General features: G+C 65.0%; 21 protein-coding genes and 2 pseudogenes. 11 read left to right on the top strand and 12 right to left on the bottom strand.

The window, feature by feature from the left end; translation table 11 throughout:
* Positions 1-120: 120 nt before the first annotated feature.
* The gene (locus ACLML9_RS00355; RefSeq protein ID WP_411943554.1) at positions 121-690 is read right to left on the bottom strand and encodes a TetR/AcrR family transcriptional regulator; all 570 of its coding nucleotides are present in this window, start codon (positions 688-690) and stop codon (positions 121-123) included.
* 42 nt (positions 691-732) lie between these two features.
* Between ACLML9_RS00355 and ACLML9_RS00360 the strand changes: the two genes are divergently transcribed.
* Positions 733-1,296: a GNAT family N-acetyltransferase gene (locus ACLML9_RS00360; protein WP_411943555.1), complete on the top strand. Its 564-nt coding sequence runs from the start codon at positions 733-735 to the stop codon at positions 1,294-1,296.
* On the opposite strand, the gene ACLML9_RS00365 is transcribed toward ACLML9_RS00360, so the two are convergent.
* From ACLML9_RS00365 to ACLML9_RS00395, 7 genes are all read right to left on the bottom strand, one after another.
* A complete protein-coding gene (locus ACLML9_RS00365) occupies positions 1,285-1,686 on the bottom strand; it encodes a recombinase family protein (RefSeq protein ID WP_411943556.1) in 402 nt (133 codons plus the stop codon). The two genes, ACLML9_RS00360 and ACLML9_RS00365, sit on opposite strands and share 12 nt — an antisense overlap.
* Before the next feature lie 258 nt (positions 1,687-1,944).
* Positions 1,945-2,943: a hypothetical protein gene (locus ACLML9_RS00370; RefSeq protein ID WP_411943557.1), complete on the bottom strand. Its 999-nt coding sequence runs from the start codon at positions 2,941-2,943 to the stop codon at positions 1,945-1,947.
* A complete protein-coding gene (locus tag ACLML9_RS00375; protein ID WP_411943558.1) occupies positions 2,940-3,263 on the bottom strand; it encodes a hypothetical protein in 324 nt (107 codons plus the stop codon). The genes ACLML9_RS00370 and ACLML9_RS00375 overlap by 4 nt, the downstream gene beginning before the upstream one ends.
* A 148-nt stretch (positions 3,264-3,411) precedes the next feature.
* On the bottom strand, positions 3,412-3,615 hold the full coding sequence (locus tag ACLML9_RS00380; protein ID WP_411943559.1) for a hypothetical protein: 204 nt from the start codon (positions 3,613-3,615) through the stop codon (positions 3,412-3,414).
* On the bottom strand, positions 3,612-4,583 hold the full coding sequence (locus ACLML9_RS00385; RefSeq protein ID WP_411943560.1) for a hypothetical protein: 972 nt from the start codon (positions 4,581-4,583) through the stop codon (positions 3,612-3,614). Before ACLML9_RS00385 ends, ACLML9_RS00380 begins: the two co-directional genes overlap by 4 nt.
* Entirely contained in the window at positions 4,580-5,167 is a 588-nt protein-coding gene (locus ACLML9_RS00390; protein WP_411943604.1) for a recombinase family protein, read from the bottom strand. The genes ACLML9_RS00385 and ACLML9_RS00390 overlap by 4 nt, the downstream gene beginning before the upstream one ends.
* 375 nt (positions 5,168-5,542) lie before the next feature.
* Positions 5,543-5,950, bottom strand: coding sequence for a hypothetical protein (locus ACLML9_RS00395; RefSeq protein WP_411943561.1), 408 nt, complete (start codon positions 5,948-5,950; stop codon positions 5,543-5,545).
* A gap of 197 nt (positions 5,951-6,147) precedes the next feature.
* Between ACLML9_RS00395 and ACLML9_RS00400 the strand changes: the two genes are divergently transcribed.
* Both ACLML9_RS00400 and ACLML9_RS00405 read left to right on the top strand, forming a co-directional pair.
* Positions 6,148-6,303 carry a hypothetical protein gene (locus tag ACLML9_RS00400; RefSeq protein WP_411943562.1) on the top strand — a complete coding sequence of 52 codons (156 nt, stop codon included), beginning with the start codon at positions 6,148-6,150 and terminating at the stop codon, positions 6,301-6,303.
* A 37-nt stretch (positions 6,304-6,340) separates the two neighbouring features.
* Positions 6,341-6,706 carry a hypothetical protein gene (locus ACLML9_RS00405; RefSeq protein ID WP_411943563.1) on the top strand — a complete coding sequence of 122 codons (366 nt, stop codon included), beginning with the start codon at positions 6,341-6,343 and terminating at the stop codon, positions 6,704-6,706.
* 460 nt (positions 6,707-7,166) lie between these two features.
* Here ACLML9_RS00405 and ACLML9_RS00410 read toward each other — a convergent pair whose 3' ends face one another.
* Positions 7,167-7,472 carry a helix-turn-helix domain-containing protein gene (locus ACLML9_RS00410; RefSeq protein WP_411943564.1) on the bottom strand — a complete coding sequence of 102 codons (306 nt, stop codon included), beginning with the start codon at positions 7,470-7,472 and terminating at the stop codon, positions 7,167-7,169.
* A gap of 384 nt (positions 7,473-7,856) precedes the next feature.
* On the opposite strand from ACLML9_RS00410, the gene ACLML9_RS00415 reads away from it, so the two are divergent.
* From ACLML9_RS00415 to ACLML9_RS00425, 3 genes are read left to right on the top strand one after another with little or no spacing between them, the layout of a single operon-like run.
* Positions 7,857-8,405 (top strand): transposase, encoded by a 549-nt coding sequence (locus ACLML9_RS00415; protein ID WP_411943605.1) that lies wholly within the window; start codon positions 7,857-7,859, stop codon positions 8,403-8,405.
* Between the two features lie 24 nt (positions 8,406-8,429).
* Positions 8,430-9,209 (top strand): GNAT family N-acetyltransferase, encoded by a 780-nt coding sequence (locus tag ACLML9_RS00420; RefSeq protein WP_411943565.1) that lies wholly within the window; start codon positions 8,430-8,432, stop codon positions 9,207-9,209.
* A gap of 28 nt (positions 9,210-9,237) precedes the next feature.
* Positions 9,238-9,540 carry a hypothetical protein gene (locus ACLML9_RS00425; protein ID WP_411943566.1) on the top strand — a complete coding sequence of 101 codons (303 nt, stop codon included), beginning with the start codon at positions 9,238-9,240 and terminating at the stop codon, positions 9,538-9,540.
* On the opposite strand, the gene ACLML9_RS00430 is transcribed toward ACLML9_RS00425, so the two are convergent.
* Positions 9,518-10,666: a GAF domain-containing protein gene (locus ACLML9_RS00430; RefSeq protein ID WP_411943567.1), complete on the bottom strand. Its 1,149-nt coding sequence runs from the start codon at positions 10,664-10,666 to the stop codon at positions 9,518-9,520. The genes ACLML9_RS00425 and ACLML9_RS00430 overlap by 23 nt on opposite strands.
* A gap of 300 nt (positions 10,667-10,966) precedes the next feature.
* On the opposite strand from ACLML9_RS00430, the gene ACLML9_RS00435 reads away from it, so the two are divergent.
* The 3 genes and pseudogenes from ACLML9_RS00435 to ACLML9_RS00445 all read left to right on the top strand — a co-directional run bounded on the left by ACLML9_RS00435 (position 10,967) and on the right by ACLML9_RS00445 (position 14,269).
* The gene (locus ACLML9_RS00435; RefSeq protein WP_411943568.1) at positions 10,967-11,770 is read left to right on the top strand and encodes an alpha/beta fold hydrolase; all 804 of its coding nucleotides are present in this window, start codon (positions 10,967-10,969) and stop codon (positions 11,768-11,770) included.
* A gap of 1,368 nt (positions 11,771-13,138) precedes the next feature.
* Positions 13,139-13,440: pseudogene (locus ACLML9_RS00440) on the top strand (transposase); the annotation flags it as partial.
* A 121-nt stretch (positions 13,441-13,561) separates the two neighbouring features.
* Positions 13,562-14,269, top strand: coding sequence for a hypothetical protein (locus tag ACLML9_RS00445; protein WP_411943569.1), 708 nt, complete (start codon positions 13,562-13,564; stop codon positions 14,267-14,269).
* Between the two features lie 31 nt (positions 14,270-14,300).
* On the opposite strand, the pseudogene ACLML9_RS00450 reads toward ACLML9_RS00445, so the two are convergent.
* Positions 14,301-14,433, bottom strand: a pseudogene (locus ACLML9_RS00450) (IS630 family transposase); the annotation flags it as partial.
* A gap of 35 nt (positions 14,434-14,468) precedes the next feature.
* Here ACLML9_RS00450 and ACLML9_RS00455 point away from each other — a divergent pair.
* Positions 14,469-15,413 carry a hypothetical protein gene (locus ACLML9_RS00455; protein WP_411943570.1) on the top strand — a complete coding sequence of 315 codons (945 nt, stop codon included), beginning with the start codon at positions 14,469-14,471 and terminating at the stop codon, positions 15,411-15,413.
* A gap of 33 nt (positions 15,414-15,446) precedes the next feature.
* A complete protein-coding gene (locus ACLML9_RS00460) occupies positions 15,447-15,773 on the top strand; it encodes a helix-turn-helix domain-containing protein (protein WP_411943571.1) in 327 nt (108 codons plus the stop codon).
* 544 nt (positions 15,774-16,317) lie between these two features.
* On the opposite strand, the gene ACLML9_RS00465 is transcribed toward ACLML9_RS00460, so the two are convergent.
* The gene (locus ACLML9_RS00465) at positions 16,318-17,055 is read right to left on the bottom strand and encodes a TetR/AcrR family transcriptional regulator (protein WP_411943572.1); all 738 of its coding nucleotides are present in this window, start codon (positions 17,053-17,055) and stop codon (positions 16,318-16,320) included.
* Positions 17,056-17,068: the final 13 nt, after the last annotated feature.

Here is a 17,068-nt window from a genome sequence, read left to right on the forward strand (position 1 = left end):
CAACAGTGGAAAGGCCGGGCAGACCAGCAGCTACCCGCTACCCAAAAACCAGTGTGTCGCGCGCCTGCGGCGTCCGGACCACTGAGCAACTCCTTCGGTGGATCGAGGCCAAGGCATCCGTCAATGGATTTCGGCTCGAATCGCGGAGAGCATGACCGTCCGCACTGCCACTGGCGGGTCGTCGGTGATCCGGGTCATTCCGGCGAGTCCGACGCCGAGCATCAGGAGGCGACCGGCGGCCGCTCGCGCCTCCGCCGCGTCGGAGAGCGCGCCGGACAGCACGGCTGTGAGGACGTCGGTTAATTGAGCGAGGGTTTCGACATAGCTGATCGCGACCGCGCCGCGTAGTTGAGCGTGCGCACCGGCCTCGGCCCAACGCGCCAGCGCGTGCCCCTCGTCACCGCTCCCGCCGATCAGGTCGGCGAAGAACAGTGCCAGCGCGGTGGGCGGGTCGAGGTCGACGACCGCGCGCCGGTAGGCCTCTACCTCGCGGGCCGCGTACTGCCGCCACGCGTCGGCCGCAAGATCATCGGTCGAAGAGAAGTGATGGTGTATCTGTCCTTGTGAGCCGCCGAGTTCGCTCGCGACAGCGCGCGCCGTCACCGCGCTCAGTCCATCTCGTGCCACCACCGTGGCGGCCGCCTCGACAATCGAGTGACGGCGCGCGGCGCGGGCCAGGTAAGCCCTCACCTCGCACGCATCTCCTCGCTACAGCGCCTCTACCTCGAGCACATGGCAATCCCGCACGGGAGCGCCTACATCGACACCACCGGCCACGGCGTGATCGCCTTCCTCCCTCCCGACACCCCAGCACCGACCGCGGAGGTGTCGGCCAGAATCGCGGAACTGCACGGCGACCGACTCGATCGCCTGATGGCGGCCGAAGAACGGATATCGACGCTGCCGGTGCCCGACGGCGCATGGCTGCTGGCCACCATCGGTACCACGTCACAATCCAGGGGAACCGGACTCGGCACGGCGCTGATGAAACATGGCCTGACCGAACTGGACGGAGCCGGGCACGCCTGTTGGCTCGATACCTCGACCGAACGAAACCTTCCGCTTTATCAGAGGTTCGGGTTCGCGATGGTCGAACACATCACGCTCGACGGCGGCGTATCCGTGTGGCGAATGCATCGTCGCGAGCCCTGGTGTGCCGATTCGGAAGGCCTCGGCGACCTGCTCGACGGGCTGCTCCTCGTGCAGCGCGGCCCGTGCCGCGGCGAGTTGGCGGGGCTGAGCTTGCGCGGCCGGCCGGGCTGCTTGCCCTGGGCGGCAGCGACTTCACGGGCGTGAGCGGGCCCGTTCCCGCATGAAAACTCGCTCCATGTGGGCGAACAGCGCCGGCATCGCTACGGCGATCTCGGCCATGCCCGAGGTGTCGGTGGTGTCGAACGGCAGGGGATCCCGCAGCGTCTTCACCCCGATACCGCGCTCCCTCAGTTCGTGAACGAGGTCGAGGCACTCACGCAGGTTGCGGCCGAGCCTGTCGAGGTTGGTCGCCACGATCGTGTCGCCCTCCCGGGCGTACTTCAGCATCATGGTGAACTCGGGCCGGTCGACGGTGGCGCCGGTCTTCTTGTCGGCGTAGATCCGCTCGTCGGAGATCCCGTGTTCGGCGAGTGCGACGAGTTGGCGTTCGAGGCCTTGGTGGGTGGTGGAGACGCGGGCGTAGCCGAGGTCCATCTATGCGACCGCCTGTCCGGTCGGGGCGTGCATGCTGTCGAGTGCTGGCGCGAACAGCAGCTCTTCCTTGTGTCGCAGCGCGACCCCGCGTCGTTCGGTGTGGGCCGGTCCGCGGCGACCGTGCACGAGCACGCTGGGCCGGGTGGGTGGGCGTGCACGACCCAGATGCTGGTGAAGTCGAATTCGGCAAGGGGCAGGGTCCGCGGCCGTCAGGGCCCGGTAGCGACCCAGAGGCCCGCGCCATATCCGGCCAGATGGTCAGGGGGGGTAGAACTTTACTTTGACGTCGGCGGGTATGCGGCCCAGTTCTCGCACTTTCTCGAGTCGGGCCAATGCGCCGTCGATGGAGTTGGGATGTATGTTTCCCGCGTCTTCGAGTGCTGCACGTAAACGGTCGGTATCGGCATTGTGTAGGGCGTCCAGAACTTCTGGATCGAGTTGTCGGCCTTTGTGGGCGGTGACGAAGTCGGAGTCGATCTCGATCTCGAGGGGCTTGTGGGCTATGGGGAAGGATCGGCCGTGGTCGATGGCGACGACGTCGAGGTGGTCACCGCGGTCGACGGTGCGGTAGTTGCCGGGGTGGCGGTCCATCGAGCCGATGATGTAGTCGAGGACGGCGACTTGTTGTTGCTGGATCTCGGGGTAGTCGGTGACTGGTCTGGATGGTGTGGAGTCGACGAATTGCTGGATCATGCCGGGGCCGGCGGGGCGCCCGTTGGGGCCTATGACGCCGTCGGTTCGTGCGGTTGGGGGAATACGGCCGAATCCTAGGATCTCGTCGACCCGGTACGCGGCGATCTCCCTGCTGGTCAGGGAACCGGGTAAGCGGAGGAACGGGAGGCCGACCTCGTTATCCTCGCCGTAGATGGGTTTGTAGATGTTGAGCTCGCCGTCGGTGGATCGCATTTTGAACACTTTCGTGGAACTGCGTCCGACAGCCGCGCGCATATCCCCGGTGAACCCGACATCCGTTTTCAACCGTCGCGCTGCCATTGCCGACTCGGTATTGCTGGGGCGGTAGTTCGTATTGTGTGTTGGTCTCTGCGCCCGCAACGGATGTGGTTGGCGCACTGTACGGGTTTCTTCGAGCAGATGTTGCGCACCGCTCGCGTTTGCCTTTTTCAGCACTTGGGCACCGTCGCTCGCGGTGCTGCTGGTGCGGCGATAGGTGCTCGACACCGAGCGGGTAACCCGGCCCAGCGTGCCGGTCAACCGGTCCGCGATGTTGATGAGAACTGGGGTGACGCTGCCTCTCATGGTCGTGGTTGTTGTGGCAGGCCGGGTGGCTGGTGTGGGCTCTCGTCCACGACGCGGTAGTAGCTCATCGCAGGCAGGTCCAGCAGGGCGCGAAGAAACCGCGCGCCTTGTGCCGGCCGGATCCGGCCGAGTGGGTTATAAACCTTGATACCTCGCTCGTGCCATTGCTCGGCCACGAGGCAACCATCAGGATCGGTGACTGTGAGCGCAACCGCCCCGTCGGCGGCCAACCGGAACTCGGCCACTTTTCGTGATTCCGGAAATCCGATGTCGTAGATCGCGACCACGGTCGGCACCACGTTCGACACGATCACCTCCATAGCGTGGTTATGAAGTCCCGCGTGCAAAGCGGACACCTGCGCTCGGACCTGAACCGGTCGGCGGCGGGTTCACAGTTTGCTCTTGCGATGCTATACGCACGCAAGTTCAGCAGGGATCGACATAAGCCCAGGCGGTGTGTAGGGCTGTTTACAGGCCGAAGGTGTCGCGGGCGCGGGTTTTCCATTCTTCGGCGAGTTGGCGTGCTTGCCGGTCGAACTCTTGCCGGTCGGCTTCGGGCCAGGTGTCGGGGTCGGTGTCGAGGCCGCGTTCGGTGACGAAACGCATGAAGTGGTCGGAGGTGGCCTTGCTGCGAGCCCGGATGAACTCACGTTCTTCTGGGGTGGGGGTCACAGTTTCTTCATCCCGTACCACGTTGATCCTTTCATCAGTGCTTCGCCGAGTTTGGTGTTGTCGCCGGAGAGCATGACCAGCTCCTGGGGTGAAGGGAACTCCACTGGTGAGCGGTCGAATCGTGTGCGCATATCTTCGAGTAGGGCTATGTCGCGGTCGCTCAAGGCGCCGACCTCTCCGTCGAGCAGGAGATCGATGCGGGATTTCATGTTGTTGACCGATTTCGCCAGCTTTTCGGGGTCGGTGTTCCAGTCGTAGCCGGCTTTCGCCCAGGCGACCGCGCCGTCGAGCGAGTCGTCCTGCCGCAGGTTGGTCGCTGTCAGCTCGATTCTGTCGACGCCTGATCGGCGGAAGTAGTCCTCGGTGGACGCGGCGAACGCTGTGGAGAACCCTTTGCCGGTGAAGCCTTCCTTGAGTTCGGTGAGGTCGTGGGTGACGACCAGGTCTCCCCGGCTGTCGCGGGTGAAGCTGTAGATGAGCGATCCGGCGTCTTTTCCGTCGGGAGTTCGGATCTCCGCGGTGAATCCCACGTTCGCGGGGTGGATGCTTCCGTCCTCTCGAACCCACGGGCGTTCATACCAGGCGCTGAGGTCTTCGACCTGGTAGGGGCCGTATCGGCGTTGTAGCCCTCGCAGCATATCGGTCAGGTCGTAGTCGTCGAGGTCACCGCGGTGGGCGCCGTCGTAAAGGTTTCCCAGCGGCGGCATATGCGACAGGTCGGTGAGCGATGTCCGCGCAGACCGCGAGGCAGTGAGAGCCGGGCTGTCGGTGAGTTCATCCGCATGCCCGGTGGCTCCAGCGCTTCCCTCCGCGGCGGCGCGCTCGGTGACACGGTCGGCTTCTCGGACGCCATCGGCTCGACGGTGTATCCAGTCGCTGTGACCTTCGGACCGCAGGCGAAGCAGCCCCCGCAGATCATCACGCAGGCGCGCGATCAGCTCCCAGGCACTGTCGCCTGCGCCCTTCACCGGATCGGTGAAGCGTGCCCCAGTTCGGGCACGTACTTGTACAACGTGGTCCGCGAGACCCCCAGCAGCCGCGCGATCGAGGACACCGACTCATCCGGCCGGGTCAGCAGCGCCCGGGCCTGCCGGACCTGCTCCTCGCTCATGGCCGGTGGCCGGCCGAGGCGCTGCCCGCGGGCCCGCGCCGCGGCCAGGCCTTCATGGGTACCCTCGACGATCAGCTCGCGGATGAACTCGGCCAGCGCGGCGAACACATGAAACACCAATCGCCCACCCGGCGTGGTGGTGTCGAGGGATTCGTGCAGCGACCGGAACCCGATACCGCGGCGGCGGAGATCGGCCACAATCGAGATCAGGTCCTGCAGGGAGCGGCCGAGCCGGTCCAGGGAGGCGACGACGAGGGTGTCGCCGACGCGCATATAGTCCAGGCACGCCGACAGCTGTTCGCGCTCGACATCCTTGCCGGACTTCTTGTCGGCGAACACCTTCTTGCACCCGGCGGCCTTCAAGGCCCGGGTCTGCCGATCGAGGGTCTGGTCGCGGGTCGAGACGCGGGCGTACCCGATCAAGGCCCCTCCCCCGCCGATCGGATCCAGGGCATCGCCGTCGAGGGAAAGCGGTTCGAGCGCATCGGTCTTCGTCACTCGGCAATCGTACATAAAAGGGCGTTCATCTGTTGTTGAACAACCAGGCTCAACGACATGTTTTTGAACAGTCACGGATCGGGGGTATGAACGGCCGCCGAGGAGGAGAGGGGTCGAAATCGCTGGGCCCGATACGCCGGACTACGACGCGGCAGCGCTTTCCTCCGTGCTCAACTCCCCGGTGGCTCTGATCGTGAATCTCGGCGGCGGCTGATCGCGAATTCGACACCGCCGCCGAGTGAGCGATTCTTACGATCACGAATCCGAACATCACCGTCAGGCAATCGGAGCGTCGAGCATGGCAGTCCAGACGAGCAGCTACTCTCCCCGCCAGGGCAAACCATAGAACGCGAAGACGGCCTTGCCCTGCTCAGCCACGCTCACGACCATCTCGGCCGGCGCCGGCGCGAAGATGTCCACTGTCTCGAGCTCGTCACCACGCTGATCGTGGCCGAGAACGTATGCCCGCCGACCATTATCGAACTGCCGCAACATGCCCGACGGCCACACATCCGGCCGAGCTCCCTGACAACACAACAGCTGCCCCCGCTCCTCCAGGTACTCGCGGACCGCGAGCAGACGGCTCAGGTAGTCGTCATCGACCGATCCGAACACGCCCTGACCCACCAATTCGACCCGCGTCACCGACAGCTCCCCCGGACGAAGCAGGACCGGCCAGAGCACGCCCGCAGAATCAACCGCCGTCAGCTGCGAAACCTCCGACATGCAACTCCTATCGTTGCCGAGGATCCTACTGACACCGAGCCCTCGACCGGGCTTCTCGTCCTTCTCATGCCCGGGCGATGAGAATCGAAACCGACCAGGCATCACCCGGTCGATGCCCCGCTCGAGTGGTGCCGAATTTCGCGATCAGAAGACGAGCTGTAGCTGCCCGGGCCGATGCCGAGATTCGCGATTACCTGATGCCGGAATTCACGACCGAAGCCACCCCGGATCCCGCAGAGCTGCGGCTACCCGAACAGACCCAGGAAGAGTCCGACAGCGGTGACACCGATGCCGAACAGCGCGAAACGGAGGTCTCGAATCGCCGAGATTTTCCGGGTGTCCTCGAGGCCTGACAATGCTTCGGCGATCGCGGTCTCAACGTCGTCCGCTGTGACGGCCGGATTGCCGCGGACCTCTTCGATGTTCCGCTGGGTGGATTCGACATCGCGCCGCAGATACTTCGTCACCTCGATCAGCCCGTGCGACCTGATCTTCCAGGGGTGCGGCCGTATCGACCGGATATTCGGCCCGCGCAGTCGCCGTGAGTACCCCGGCCGAAGCCGTGGCCGCAGCGGCAGGAACGGTTACCGACCGCCGACCGGTGATCTTGGCCTTCAAGTCTTCGCCGAACTTCACAAGCTGCCGACGCCGGCTATCGACAATGGCCCGTCATCTGCTGCCAGGCAACAGCAGGCCGCACGCGGTGATCAGCGCGCCCGCGAGTCCAGCAGGTCTCCGGTGAGTTTCACGCCGTGAGCGTATTGCCCGCCTACAACTTCCCGTATGGGGTCGCGGATTTCCGGGAGTTACCGCAGGCAGTACTTCAGGCACGACAAATCTCTTGCATTCTGGTCGTTAACTTCCGGGCCGGGGCATGTCCCGAGTGAGGCAGATCGGCAGATATGCAGCCGGTACACGTCCGCCGTTATCGAAAAGTTATCGCGGATGCGAGAGGTATGACCGGTACAGCGCGCGAGATTCGAGGGGCGCGGGCAGACCTCGGCGTCATCCGGAATGTGCCGGCGCCGCGGCGCAGCGTTCGTGCGGATGCGGAAGTGAACGGACAGAATGCAAGAGATGTGATGGTGCTGAGGTGGTCCGGAACGAACTCCTGGTGACACCTCGGGGTCCCGGATCCTTTTGCATCCGATGTTCGGCTGCGGAATCCCACGGCTTGTCTACGGCGGAGCGGTGAGATGAGCGAACAGGGCCGTGGCTAGCCGCTTGTCTTCTTCGGCCGGCGGCCGCGGCGGCGTGGGGGAATGTCGATTCCCGCGGCTCGGGCCTCGACGACCCGAGTGGCAACGAGTGCCGGAGCGATCCTCAGCTCCGCAGCGATCTCGGCGTAGGTCATACCAGCAAGAGCCAGCTCGATGATGCGTTCGCGGCGGTCGTTGGCCCGGGCCTCGAAATCCTCCCCGGCTTCGGCCGCGGTCCGCTGAATGGTGCGCGGACTGACCCCCAGGCGGGCGGCCAGTTCGCGCGCCGACTCTGTGCGCCGGCCACGAATCGGTTCGCTCATTCGTCCCTCACAGTGATCATCGCGGCACAGTCGGCGACACGGCTTTTTCGCACCTCGGCCGATTTTCGGCCCCCTTTGCGCCCACGTGCTGCCTGGATCGTGGAGAAAGCGGCCTCGTAGACGACAGGACCGTCGGCCCACAGTCGCGAGCGGGTGGTGATCCAGGTCTCTATCGTCCCTTCCGGCCCTCACCAGGGCCAATGGGACTCTAATTCCGACTGGTCACATCTATTGGGAGCGGGTCACTCCGGGGCATTCTCAGCTTGAGATTTAAGGTTTGAGCGGGGTCGATTGCACCCCGGTTGATCATGGGTGAAGCCATTGGTTGATGATGCATCCCGCAACAGAAGAAAAATCAATAACCAAGGGCTTCAATTGACCAGTGTGCACGATGCCGGTTGCGTGGGTGTGGGCGGGGACCTGTCGGTGCGGGCGGATGCGTTGTTCGAGTTGTGTGATGCGGTGTTGTGCGCCGAGGGGCCGGTGCCGACGCTGGTCGGGTTATCGCTGACCGCCGAGCATCGCCGTGGTCACGGTGGGTTGTACGACGGGTTGTCCGTCGGCCGGATCGATGCGGCTCGGCTGCGGCGGACTGTGGCGGGGTTGCCGGTGCCGCGTGATAGTGAGGGGCGGATCGTGCTGGCGGTGGATGTGAGCCCATGGCTGCGCCCGGAGAAGCTGATCAAGTTCAACACCCTGCTGGCCAACCTGGTCATCTTCCATAACACCCTGGATATCACCGATGTCGTCCACAGCCTGGTCGCCGAGGGCTGGACCATCACCGCCGACCAGTTGGCGGCGCTGTCGCCGTACCTGCGTGCCCATATCAGCCGCTTCGGCGCCTACGCCACCGACGAACTCACCCGCCAACCCGACCCGTTCGACCCGGCGCTCACCGAGGTCGACTTCACCACCTTTGATCTGGCTGCCTGACAGTCACGGCGACGGGAAACATCGATGACCGGGTTGGGCGGCGGCGAGGCAATCGCGAAAATGCTGCAGGCAACCAAGCGTCTCGTCGACGCGCTTGTCGGCAGAGGAGCCCCGCGAGTCCGCGAAATGCACCAAGAATTCCCGCACGAGATACGGGGCGGCCTCGAACGGGTCACGCACAAAGAAGAGCAGATCGTATCCGAGCTCGACAGGAGTGGTCCGCACGAGGCCAATGAACCAGGTGAGAGACCGAGAACGCCGGAACAGGGCACGGAGAAGGACAGGCTTGCCGACAGGGTCGAAACACGATATGTCAGCCAGACCGACCCATTGTTTGAGCCTGTTCTGGAAGCGCTGGCCAAGGAATACTCGGAACGCTACGGAGACACGCTACTCGGGCTCGGTTACCCAGGCTCTACCACCCCCGAGGTGCTAGCCCATCTCAAACGCCATCCTGCGAAGAGTCTTGAACCACCGCACGGAAGGATGCTGGTGCTAGTGGATCCAAACGGTACGACCGTAGCGAGCGGAGGGTTCCAGCGATTTGACAGCGAAACAGCGGAACTGAAGCGTATGTGGACGTCGGAAAAATACCGGCGCCAAGGGCTGGCGCGCAAAGTCATATTCGAGCTGGAAGCCGCTGCGCGTGAACACGGATACCGTCGGCTCTACCTGACTACCGGCCCAAAGCAACCCGAGGCCATCGCGCTGTATCGAGCCAACGGATTCTCTCAAATCACAGACAGTCGCGGCGCTGAGGCCCGCGACAAAGGTCTGATCCCCTTCGAGAAACCGCTGTCCTGACCGAAAATAATATGGTGACTCGCCTGTAGTGAGTGGGTTTATCGGTTATCACACGGTCAATGCTGCGCTGACCTCGGCGTTCCCTGAGAAGCGCAAGGAATATCCGGCGCGGGCGTCGAAGCTGGATCCGTTCAAACCATTCATCGACGAGACACTGCGGGCGGACCTGGACGCGCTCCGCAAGCAGCGGCACACGATCAAGCGGATCTTCGAGCTCACCTTCGGCGGGCAGATCATCGAGACCGGCATTTCAGGGCGGCCTCCTCGGCATACAGAGAATCACGCTGGGGTGAGCCCTGCTGTCCGGCTCAGTTCGTTGGTGCCGTCCTGACGGGGGCCGGGGCCCAGTGTTGGAGCCGCTGCCGTAGCCGCTGGATGCCGGGTGCGGTGGAGCCCGGGAGCATATCGGTGCCGCCTCGGAACGGTTCGGCGGAACTGTTGTCGCATATCGCCGCAAGGAGATCGCAGTAGATCCGCGGGTCCAGCCGGTAGGGATCGGAGGACAGGCGATATCCGAGAATTCGGCGCAGGCGCGCGAGTTCGGCGCGTACGGTCACCGTCTTGCTGGTGTCGCCGTACAGACCCCCGGCAAGGTCCGCCGCGGTCGAACCCGCCGGGTGCGCCAGCAGCAACACCAGCAATTCGCTGTGCCGCGGACTGAGTTCGTGTACCGTGCCGTCCATCCACAGCGCGACCCGGTTGCGGCCCAGCGCGACCACCTGCGGCACCTGCTCGGTGGCGTCCTCGGGCAGTGCATGGACCGCGTACGGTCCGCCCGGCGCCAGCCGTTCCACCGCGACCCGGCGACCGCCGGGCAGCACCGTCTCACCGTCCCGGACCGGTTCGGGCCACACCGACGGCAGCCAGCCCGGGGGAGCGGCGTAGAGGACATGGCCGTCCGGCGATATCAGTGCCCCGAGGTCACCGGACCGCAATAGTACTCGGTCGAGATAGCGGGTCCGCAGCTCGGCGTCGCGGCGTCCTGCCAGCTCACGCAGATGGGCCTCGGCCAGCCGCGCGGCGGCGGTCACCAGAGGCAGGGCCAATGTATTCGCACTGCTCGTCCGGCAGGTCACATCGACGACACCGATCACCGCGCCGCTGCGCGGATCGCGAATCGGGGCGGCCGTACAGGTGAAATCGGCGGCGACCGAGAGATAATGCTCGGGTCCGCGTACCTGGAATGCCCGGCCGAGCGCCAGCGCGGTACCTACTCCGTTGGTGCCCGCCTCGGCTTCGTGCCAGCGCGCGCCGGGTACGAGATTGGCGCGTTCGGCGGTCCGGCGGGCCGCGGGGTCACCGTGCACCCAGAGCAGATGCCCCTCCGCGTCGCCGCCGAACAGGACATGGCCCGGTTCGGTGGCCACCGCCTCCAGGCTCGCGAACAACACCGGCCATGCCGCGGCCAGCCGCCGGTCACGCGGCCCGGATCTGAGTTCGTCTGTGCTGAGCCGCACTTCGGGCAGATGTCGGTCCGGATGCAGACCGCGATGTCGGGCCCGGTCCCACGAAGCCCGCACGTCCGGCCGCACCGCCCGACTCTTTTCTGTCCCCACCATGCGCCTGCCTCGGGATAGTGCGATCCGCGCCCGGCGGCGATCGCGTTGCCGGGGCCTCCTCCGAGGAATATCACGGAGCGGGATGGTGGACAAACACCCGGAACGACGTTGCAACGTTGCTGCAACCGTGCGGCCGGGGCTGGCCCGGAGGTCGGGGTCCGGTCATCGTAGGAGCCCACCCACGAACCGGAGGTATCGATGCCGTACCTTGAACTGCCCGACGGAGTGCCGCTGTACTACGAGGACCACGGCTCCGGCCGACCCGTCGTGCTCATCCACGGCTGGACCATGAACTCCACCTTCTGGGCGCAGAATGTGCCTGCCCTGGCCGAGCAGCACCGGGTGATCACGGTCGATCTGCGCGGGCACGGTGCCTCGGGCAAAACCGAGGACGGGCATACGCTCGCCCAGTACGCCCGGGACGTGCACGGCCTGATCGCACACCTGGGGCTGGAACAGGTCTCGCTGGCCGGATGGTCGATGGGGGTCGCCGTCGCGCTCGCGTATGTGCAGCAGTTCGGTTGCGCGCGCCTGCGTTCGGTCGTGTTCATCGACCAGTCGCCGCGTTTCCTGGACGGTCCGGACTGGGAGTTCCCGTTGCAGGGCGGTTATTCGGACAATGACCTGGCGCTGTTCGTCCAAGCCGTCCGGCATGCCCGCCCGCTGGTGATCAAGCCGTTCATCGCCGCGTGTTTCGCGCAGACACCGCCCGAGGACGTGATCGATGCGATCTACGCGGAAACGATGAAGATGTCCACGGCTGCCGCCTGTGCCATCTGGTATGACATGGCCTTCGTCGATCTCCGGGCGGTCCTGCGGGAGGTCACGGTGCCGGCCCTGCTGGTGTACGGCGCCCAGAGCAAGATCTTCCCCGGCCCGCTCGACGAGTGGATGGCCACGCAACTGCCCAACGCGACCGTTACGCGCTTCGCGGACAGTGGTCACGCCCCGTTCTCCGAGGAGCCCGAACGGTTCAACCAGGTGCTCGCCGATTTCCTGTGACCCGATCGCGCGCGCGGCGGCGAAACCGCAACCGACCCCGGCTGCACGGGTTACTCGACCTGGCAGCTCGCTGATGACGGACAGGGTGGATGCGGCCCTGCACGGCGGGCCGGGAGGTCGCAGCCCGGGAGCTCCGCAGGTCGCGGAGCATCTCCGGGCTCGGGGCAGGCACCGCGGGGCCGGGATCGTATCTTGCCGCCGCGGCGACCTCTACGTGATCTGTGTCGACGGCCGGCCCGGCCCATGCTTGTCGCTTGCCGGCGTCGGTGCTGTGTTGAGTGCGTCAGCTCTACCCCGGTATGGCGGAACCGATGTCGACCGGGCCATGCTACAGCGATCCGGTGGATCACGGCCGCCGGGTATCATCAGGTTCGTCGAGCCGGACGGGAAACACGATCCGATTGCGCAGGGTCGACGCCGCTGATGTTCGTACCCTGGCCCGATTCGATCGGCACTCTGCCGCGGGGCGCGCAGTCCCCGAGGTCGGCGGGCAGCGGCATGGGGCGGCGCACCGCACTGCGGCCACCGACTGCGAGCACCCGCAGCTGGCGATCGAAACCCGTTATGGCCGGATGCTGGTCGGGTCGATGTCTGTGCACACCGATCCGGTTGCCGGCCTGTTCGGCTACAGCATTGGAATCGGTCCGCTGCGGCTACGCCGCCGACGCGATCACCGTGCTGCTCGGAAACATGTTCAACCAGGACCGTTTCCGTCGATGTGAGGTAACCGTCCACAGTGGCAATCTCGGTTCCCTGTGCCTGCACGGGGTCCTGGGATTCCGCGAAATCGACCGCTCGCGCGATACCGACGTGTCGCGCGGTGCGATCAAGTACACGGTGACGATGAGGATGACCGCAACCGAGTTCGCCGCACGTCGCCGCACCCGGTGCCCGCCATCTGCCCGGGGCCGGCGCTGGCGCGCTCTGCGCGGACGGCACTGGAACAGCCCTCAGCGCTCACTGCTGTTCTGCTGCCGGCCCCGGTCCAGGGTGTCGGTCGGCAGCGGCGATCCCTGGACCGAGCTGCCCTCGATAAGCACCATCCACGCCACCGCACGCCGCCGGGGCCGGAGTTCCGGTGAACACCGTCGCCGATGAGACTCGGCGTCAGCGCACCTTCACATCGGCCGGATTTGCCCACCCTCGAACCGATCGATGTGCATCTCGTCGTCAGTTCGTGTCCCATGAAAATGATGGCGAAAATGGTAGTCGCCCGAAAACCCTACGGATATGGCCTTGCACCTGCGCCCATGTGTAGAGCGGACGCCGCGCAGTCGAATTCGAACATCGACAGACGCTCCCCTACCTGCGACCGCAACGCAATCGGGCCGTCAGACATAGGTGTAGGGCAGTGAGTTGCTGGTCGCGATCAGCGGCCGTCGTGGCCGCCCCTGGCGCCGGCCCCGGCATCTGTATGCCGACCGCGGCTACGACCACGCCAAATACCGCCGCATGCTCCGGGCCCGAGGCATCACCCGGTCATCGCCCGCCGCAGCACCGGCCACGGCTCCGGATCGGGGAAACTCCGATGGCCGGTCGAGCGCGGTTTCGCATGGCTGAACGCCTTCAAGCGCTTACGAACCCGCTGCGAACGCCGCGCCGATATCCACCAAGCACTACTGAGCCTGGCCTGCTCGGTCATCTGCCTCCGGAAGCTTATTCTGAACTGATTGAGGGGGTCGGGCGGAGGAATATACTTTCAGCGCCAAGGTCCGAGCTGAACTTTGAAGCAGGAAGCCGCGTACGTAGATGTCAGGGCTCCCCCCTGCTTGCAAGGAGATTGCCGCCCGCTTGGCCGGTGATTTCCGTCAGCTGGCCGACAGGCTTCATGAGATCACCGCCGGGGCGGCGGACGGTTCGCGGAAAGTCGGGCAGATCCTTGTCGACCGAGACTTTTCGGGACGGCCGGCCTTCCCGGAGGGCCTGGGACCACACAGTTTTCACGGCATAGCGACCTCTGATCCTGAGGTGCCCCGGCCTGGAGAGGACGGGCCGGTCATGCTCGGCGGCCGGCAGGCGTTGGACGGTCTCATCTCACGGTACGGCGACCGTATCGTCTTCCACGGCAGCGCCGAACCGATTCACCGGCTCGAACCCCGGCAGATGGCCTGGGTGGACAGCGGGGGGCGCCGGTATCCCGATGGCGAACCTGCCATCTGCGTCGACACCGGCTATGACATCCCGATGTTTTTGTCGCTGTTCAAGGGACGGGCGCGCTGTGTATACCGTGCCACCGAGGACGGCGGTGTCTCCTACGGCGTCGAGGGCGCAGATACCGCGAGCCTGGGCGAATACACGGGGTATGTGCACGTCTTGGACAGGCGGTACTTCCAGGAAGTCCATCCCGACTTCCCCGATGGGTGGCCGAGCCCGGCCGCCGATCCTCGCGCAGCCGAACTCCGGTCGACTGCCGAGGTTGAGCCCTTCGCCATCGTCAAGGTAACAACGAACGACTTCCCCCACCCGATCCATGATTTCGAAGCAATTCGGCACTCGTGAGCTTCATCGGAACGGTGAGGCTTCAACTCTGCTAGTGATCTGAGTCGTTGTTCAGCGCCGTAAGTTTCTGGCAGTAGTGGGCGAGGCTGTCGGAGGATCTGGTCGGCAGATTTGGTCCATACAAACGGTTTCGGGTCTTCGTTCCAGGCGTGGATCCAGGCTTGTGCTGGTGTGGCACGGAGCGCATACCATCAGATGGGTGAGAGATCCCGCCGATTTCGTTATTGTCGACGGACCTACGGCGACGATGTACTGCGGGCCGCACGCTGCCAGGCATATAGGTCAGATCCTGCTTGTGGGGCCGGACAACACGATTCGGTGGGCTCGGGCAGAGAAGTCGGTCGAGGACTTCGACCCCTGGTGCGAAGCCGTGGTGCTGATCGATGTGCGACGTCGGGTGCTTGCGTTGTCCGGGCGGCTGGGCATGTCGTGGTTCGAGGACGTGCTGACTCCGAGTTCAGGCGAGCTGCAGTATGCCTACCGCGCCGCATACTATGCGTTGCTTGCACAAGCATGGCCGGGATGGGAGCTCCGATGGGCCTACGAAGGTATCGACGACATTGTGCGGTATCTCGGAGATCGGTACCGCGGTGACAACTACGGTTCAGGACCGACATTCAGCGAGCCTTGGCACGACAGGTCACCGGTCTACTTCGACCCCGAATCGGACGAGCCGGACGATTCCCTGCTCGTTACGCTTGCCGTGGAGCCTGGTGCGCCGTTACGGGCATACCACCTGTACAACTTCGACAACTCCGCCTTCGGGATCGGTGTGACGCTGACGACCGCACTGTCCTCCACCGCTGTGGTGACCGAGCTGCCATATCCACCTACCAGCGGACTGCACTTGGACCTGGGTGCGCGGCACGCGATGGTGTGGACCATTCGCGAACTCGCCGGTCTGCGCTCCGGCTGGCCACGGCTGTGGCCGGGTTGGCGGCTGGAGTTCCAAAACGACCGATACGAAACGCAACTCGCCCGCTGCGATGGCCGACTGTTCATCCTGGAACCCGACATGGCCTCGGCATGGGACCACCTCACCCGATGGGCGGCACCCGGAATGATCGCCACGGCGCGCTCGCAATTGCGCCGCACGCCACACTGGCCCGCCCTGGCGTGCCCACCTAGTGCCCCGTCCAGATAGGTCGTGTCGGTAATCCGGGGTATCGGTTTGATCGTGCGTTCGCCGACGGCGATGCTGCCGGTGGAGGTGGTGTCGATGGCTCGGAAGCCAGAAGTGTTTGTGCGGGAGGTGTCTCCGGCGGAGGGACGCCGGTTGCAGAAGATCACCAAAACGAGCCGGCAGCCGATCAGCGCCCGTCGCGCGATTGTGGTGATGGCCTCAGCGCAGCATCAACCCGTCCCGGCGATAGCAAGGTTGATGCAGGTCTCGGAAGGCTATGTGCGGCACGTGATCCATGACTTCAACGAACGGGGGGTTCGAGGCATTGGACCCAAAATGGAGCGGGGGCAGGTCGTCGAAGGTGGATCGGGCGACGGGTGAACGCATCGCCTGCATCGCCCGGTGCTGCCCTCGTGATCTCGGCCGGCCGTTCTCGACCTGGAGCCTGTCGAAACTACGAGAAATGCTGGCCACCAGCAAACTCGCTGACGTCAGCCGCGAGACACCACTAGAGATCTCGATCTTGTTTGATAGTCGCGTGTTGGCATGGACCGGCGCCATATCGGGAATGGTTCCCAATGGGCGGGCGGCGAACCGGCGAGGCTCCCGGAGCAGGGCTCCGGGAGCCCCCTTCGCTCGTCGATCGAACTCGTCACCTGTCAACGTATTCCCGCAGCGGCACCGCCATCGACCACACGCGCCCTTTCACCCTGTGGACGCAGGGCCACAATCCGCGGGTCGGTGGAGACCACTCCCCCGCCCGTCGCCCGCCGAGCTCGAGCGCAATGAATGCGACAACTGGGATAACCGAGCAGATAACAACTTATCTGAGGTCAGTTCAGCGGCGGCGATGAGATACCGGCACACGTAGCGGACGTCTACGCCAGTCCGAGCGCTTAGCCGGCCTTCGCAAGGCACGCGCTGCTCAGGCTCCGCCGCGCTCGATTTGCGCTTGGATGCCGTCGAGTAGGTAGTCCAGGCTCCGGGCGAACGCACCGTCCCAGTCGTCGTCGAGCATGTAGCCGTGTGCGGCGAGGGTCGGATAGCGGTCATCGTGCGCGGACAGGTACTGCTGCGCTCGAGCCTGCTCTTCGGCCGGCATGAGCCAGCCGGCACGCGAAACTGCCGAGCCCATGACGAGGTTGTACAACCCCCAGGTCGCCGCGGCCAGGTGTGCGTCGGTGAGTCCGGCGCGTAGCAGTGCGGCCTGCAGGAACTCCATGTGCGCCAGGATGTTCGGTCCGATCATTGGACGCCCTACCAGGGTGGTCGACCATCGGTGCCGCAACATGACCGTGCGCCAGCCGGTGAGCATGACGGTGATGTCGCTGCGCCAATCTCGAGTGTGCTCGGGTAATGACACCTCGCCGTAGATGGCATCGAGGCACAGGTCGAGCACATCGTCTTTGGTGTCGACGTGCCAATACAGAGTTGTCGAGCCGTGTCCCAGGCGTTCGGCCAAGCGCCGCATGGTCAGCCGTTCGATGCCTTCGTTGTCGAGTAGCGCGAGTGCTTCTTCTACGATCCGGGCCCGATTGAGCGTGGGTTCGTCTCGTGGTGTGCGAGCGGGCTTGAGCCACACATTGCGGGCGGCCGTATCTGCCTTCCGGCCAGCGCCCCTCGCGCTTTTTGTGATCTGTGTCTCATTGATGGCCGCGTCCATGCCTCCACTCTAG

It is taken from the genome of Nocardia sp. NPDC002869, from assembly GCF_046764065.1.
Taxonomy (GTDB): Bacteria; Actinomycetota; Actinomycetes; order Mycobacteriales; family Mycobacteriaceae; genus Nocardia; species Nocardia rhamnosiphila.

Coding starts and splice junctions, on each gene's coding strand:
- ACLML9_RS00365 (WP_411943556.1), bottom strand. CDS start 1,686: ATGGACCTCGGCTACGCCCGCGTCTCCACCACCCACCAAGGCCTCGAA.
- ACLML9_RS00410 (WP_411943564.1), bottom strand. CDS start 7,472: ATGAGCGAACCGATTCGTGGCCGGCGCACAGAGTCGGCGCGCGAACTG.
- ACLML9_RS00465 (WP_411943572.1), bottom strand. CDS start 17,055: ATGGACGCGGCCATCAATGAGACACAGATCACAAAAAGCGCGAGGGGC.
- ACLML9_RS00395 (WP_411943561.1), bottom strand. CDS start 5,950: ATGTCGGAGGTTTCGCAGCTGACGGCGGTTGATTCTGCGGGCGTGCTC.
- ACLML9_RS00370 (WP_411943557.1), bottom strand. CDS start 2,943: ATGAGAGGCAGCGTCACCCCAGTTCTCATCAACATCGCGGACCGGTTG.
- ACLML9_RS00375 (WP_411943558.1), bottom strand. CDS start 3,263: ATGGAGGTGATCGTGTCGAACGTGGTGCCGACCGTGGTCGCGATCTAC.
- ACLML9_RS00435 (WP_411943568.1), top strand. CDS start 10,967: ATGCCGTACCTTGAACTGCCCGACGGAGTGCCGCTGTACTACGAGGAC.
- ACLML9_RS00400 (WP_411943562.1), top strand. CDS start 6,148: ATGCCGGAATTCACGACCGAAGCCACCCCGGATCCCGCAGAGCTGCGG.
- ACLML9_RS00360 (WP_411943555.1), top strand. CDS start 733: ATGGCAATCCCGCACGGGAGCGCCTACATCGACACCACCGGCCACGGC.
- ACLML9_RS00420 (WP_411943565.1), top strand. CDS start 8,430: ATGACCGGGTTGGGCGGCGGCGAGGCAATCGCGAAAATGCTGCAGGCA.